The organism is Vibrio cincinnatiensis DSM 19608 (assembly GCF_900167345.1).
GTDB classification, from domain to species: Bacteria; Pseudomonadota; Gammaproteobacteria; order Enterobacterales; family Vibrionaceae; genus Vibrio; species Vibrio cincinnatiensis.
This window is the reverse complement of the sequence record NZ_FUXB01000039.1, coordinates 1-2,902: the sequence shown is the minus strand read 5'-3', so window position 1 is coordinate 2,902 and position 2,902 is coordinate 1. Positions and strand designations below refer to the sequence as shown.

Below are 2,902 nucleotides of genomic sequence, written 5' to 3'. Positions count from 1 at the left end.
GTGGTGAATCGTCCTCGACTCGTGCGTACCCTCATGGGCGCAAGCTTAGAGGAATTGACCAATAATGAGCTAATGCCGGGTGAAGTCCGCGTGATTTCAGGCTCGGTGCTCTCTGGCGTGCACGCCTCTGGGCCTCATGCGTATTTAGGTCGTTATCATCTTCAAGTGTCGGTGTTACGTGAAGGTCGTGAAAAAGAGTTCCTTGGCTGGGCCACGCCCGGTAAGCATCGCTTTTCAGTGACGCGCTCTTTCCTTGGGCACCTCTTTAAAGGTCAATTATTCAACATGACCACCACCACCAACGGTAGCGATCGCGCGATGGTTCCGATTGGCAACTATGAAAAAGTGATGCCGCTTGATATGGAACCGACCTTGCTGCTGCGTGATTTGTGTGCGGGGGATACGGACAGTGCTCAGCGTTTAGGCGCTCTTGAGTTAGACGAAGAAGATCTCGCGCTATGTACCTTTGTATGTCCGGGCAAATATGAGTACGGAGCACTGCTTCGTGATTGTCTCGACAAGATTGAGAAGGAAGGGTAATTGTCATGGGCCTTAAGAAGTTTCTTGAAGACATCGAGCCTCATTTTGAACCGGGTGGAAAACATGAGAAGTGGTTTGCGTTATACGAAGCCGCGGCCACACTGTTTTATACGCCGGGGACCGTAACCAAGAAGAGCTCACACGTTCGTGATAGCGTGGATTTAAAACGTATCATGATCATGGTGTGGTTCGCCGTGTTTCCTGCCATGTTTTGGGGGATGTACAACGCGGGGGGACAAGCCATCTTAGCCCTTCAACAGATGGCGATATCCGGTCAGATTGATTTGGCCACCACCATCGCGGGCAACTGGCATTATTGGCTCACCGAGAGTGTGGGGGGCAATATTGCCAGCGCAGGGTGGGGGACGAAGATGCTGTTAGGCGCCACGTACTTCCTACCCATTTATGCCGTGGTCTTTCTGGTGGGGGGCTTTTGGGAAGTCCTTTTCTGTATGGTGCGTAAGCATGAAGTGAACGAAGGGTTCTTCGTGACCTCCATTTTGTTTGCACTGATTGTTCCGCCGACCTTGCCACTTTGGCAGGCGGCATTAGGGATCACCTTTGGTGTGGTTGTGGCCAAAGAGATTTTCGGTGGGACGGGGCGAAACTTCCTTAACCCTGCGCTGGCGGGGCGGGCTTTTTTGTTCTTTGCTTATCCGGCACAAATCTCAGGCGATACCGTATGGACCGCTGCCGATGGCTATTCGGGTGCGACCGCACTGAGCCAGTGGGCTCAAGGCGGTGCGGGTAACTTAGTGCACACCGTGACCGGTGAAACCATCACTTGGATGGACGCTTTCATCGGCAATATCCCCGGCTCAATGGGGGAAGTGTCAACCTTAGCCTTGATCTTAGGCGGTCTCGTGATTGTGTACATGGGCATTGCCTCATGGCGTATCATTGCGGGCGTCATGATAGGGATGATTGCCTTGTCGACGTTGTTTAACGTGATTGGCTCTGCGACCAACCCCTTATTTAGCATGCCATGGCATTGGCACCTTGTGCTGGGTGGTTTTGCGTTTGGGATGATCTTCATGGCCACCGATCCGGTTTCCGCCGCCTTTACCAACAAAGGTAAGTGGGCGTATGGGCTCTTAATTGGGATCATGTGTGTGCTGATCCGTGTGGTGAACCCGGCGTATCCAGAAGGGATGATGTTGGCTATCTTGTTTGCAAACTTGTTTGCCCCTCTGTTCGACAATTTAGTGGTAGAGAGAAACATCAAACGGAGAGAAGCTCGCTATGGCAAGTAATAACGATAGCATTAAAAAAACGCTGGGGGTGGTTATCGCATTGAGCTTAGTGTGTTCAATTGTGGTATCGGCTTCAGCCATTTTATTGAAAGACCGTCAAACCAATAATGCCTTGCTGGATATGCAAAGTAACATTGTGTCTGTGGCGGGCCTAGAAGCGCGGAATGCGCAAGAGATCCAAGCTCAGTTTCGCTCTAACATTGAACCCCGTTTAGTGGACTTCAACACGGGAGCTTGGGCGGAGGGCGATGCGGCGAGTTTTGATCAACGTGCGGCCTCACGCAATCCTAATGAGTCGATTCGTCTGTCGGCCGATCAAGATCCGGCTAAGATTTTACGTCGCGCTAATCTTGGCGTGGTGTACTTAGTGAAAGGGGCGTCGGGCTATGAAAAAGTCATTCTGCCCATACACGGTAATGGCCTCTGGTCGATGATGTACGCTTTTGTTGCGGTCGAAATGGACGGCAACACCATTGCGGGGATTACCTACTATGAGCAAGGGGAAACCCCAGGGCTGGGTGGGGAAGTTGAAAACCCAAGATGGCGTCAACAGTTTGTGGGTAAACAACTGTTTGATGAACATCATCGTCCCGCACTTCGCGTCTACAAAGGGGGCGCTCCGGAAGGGTCGGTTCACGGTGTGGATGGGCTCTCTGGTGCGACGCTGACCGCCAATGGGGTACAACAGACGTTTGACTTCTGGTTGGGTGACATGGGCTTCGGTCCTTTCCTTGCAAACGTTCGTGACGGAGGCCTGAACTAATGGCTAACGCAAAAGAAATGAAAAAAAGTTTGTTAGCGCCGGTGTTGGACAACAACCCCATTGCGCTTCAAGTGCTCGGTGTGTGTTCGGCCTTAGCGGTCACCACTAAGCTCGAAACGGCTTTTGTTATGACCTTGGCAGTGATTTTTGTCACGGCCTTCTCTAACTTGTTCGTGTCGATTATTCGTCATCATATTCCTAACAGTGTGCGGATCATCGTACAGATGGCGATCATTGCTTCATTGGTTATCGTCGTGGACCAGTTCCTCAAAGCGTTTTTGTACGATATTTCTAAGCAGTTATCGGTGTTCGTTGGCTTGATCATTACGAACTGTATCGTGATGGG

At 51.3% G+C, this 2,902-nt stretch carries 3 protein-coding genes and 1 pseudogene; all 4 read left to right on the top strand.

Annotation, left to right across the window (positions count from 1 at the left end; all coding sequences use genetic code 11):
* Positions 1–540: pseudogene (locus tag B5D54_RS16630) on the top strand (Na(+)-translocating NADH-quinone reductase subunit A); the annotation flags it as partial.
* Between the two features lie 5 nt (positions 541–545).
* Positions 546–1,793: an NADH:ubiquinone reductase (Na(+)-transporting) subunit B gene (locus B5D54_RS16625; protein ID WP_078927639.1), complete on the top strand. Its 1,248-nt coding sequence runs from the start codon at positions 546–548 to the stop codon at positions 1,791–1,793.
* On the top strand, positions 1,783–2,556 hold the full coding sequence (locus tag B5D54_RS16620) for a Na(+)-translocating NADH-quinone reductase subunit C (protein WP_078927638.1): 774 nt from the start codon (positions 1,783–1,785) through the stop codon (positions 2,554–2,556). The genes B5D54_RS16625 and B5D54_RS16620 overlap by 11 nt, the downstream gene beginning before the upstream one ends.
* Positions 2,556–2,902, top strand: a 347-nt coding sequence (locus B5D54_RS16615) for an Rnf-Nqr domain containing protein (RefSeq protein WP_303046255.1), incomplete at its 3' end; no start/stop codon positions are given. The genes B5D54_RS16620 and B5D54_RS16615, both read left to right, overlap by 1 nt.

Excerpts from the sequence above, each read along its gene's own strand:
- B5D54_RS16625 (WP_078927639.1), top strand. The coding sequence starts at position 546 with ATGGGCCTTAAGAAGTTTCTTGAAGACATCGAGCCTCATTTTGAACCG.
- B5D54_RS16620 (WP_078927638.1), top strand. The coding sequence starts at position 1,783 with ATGGCAAGTAATAACGATAGCATTAAAAAAACGCTGGGGGTGGTTATC.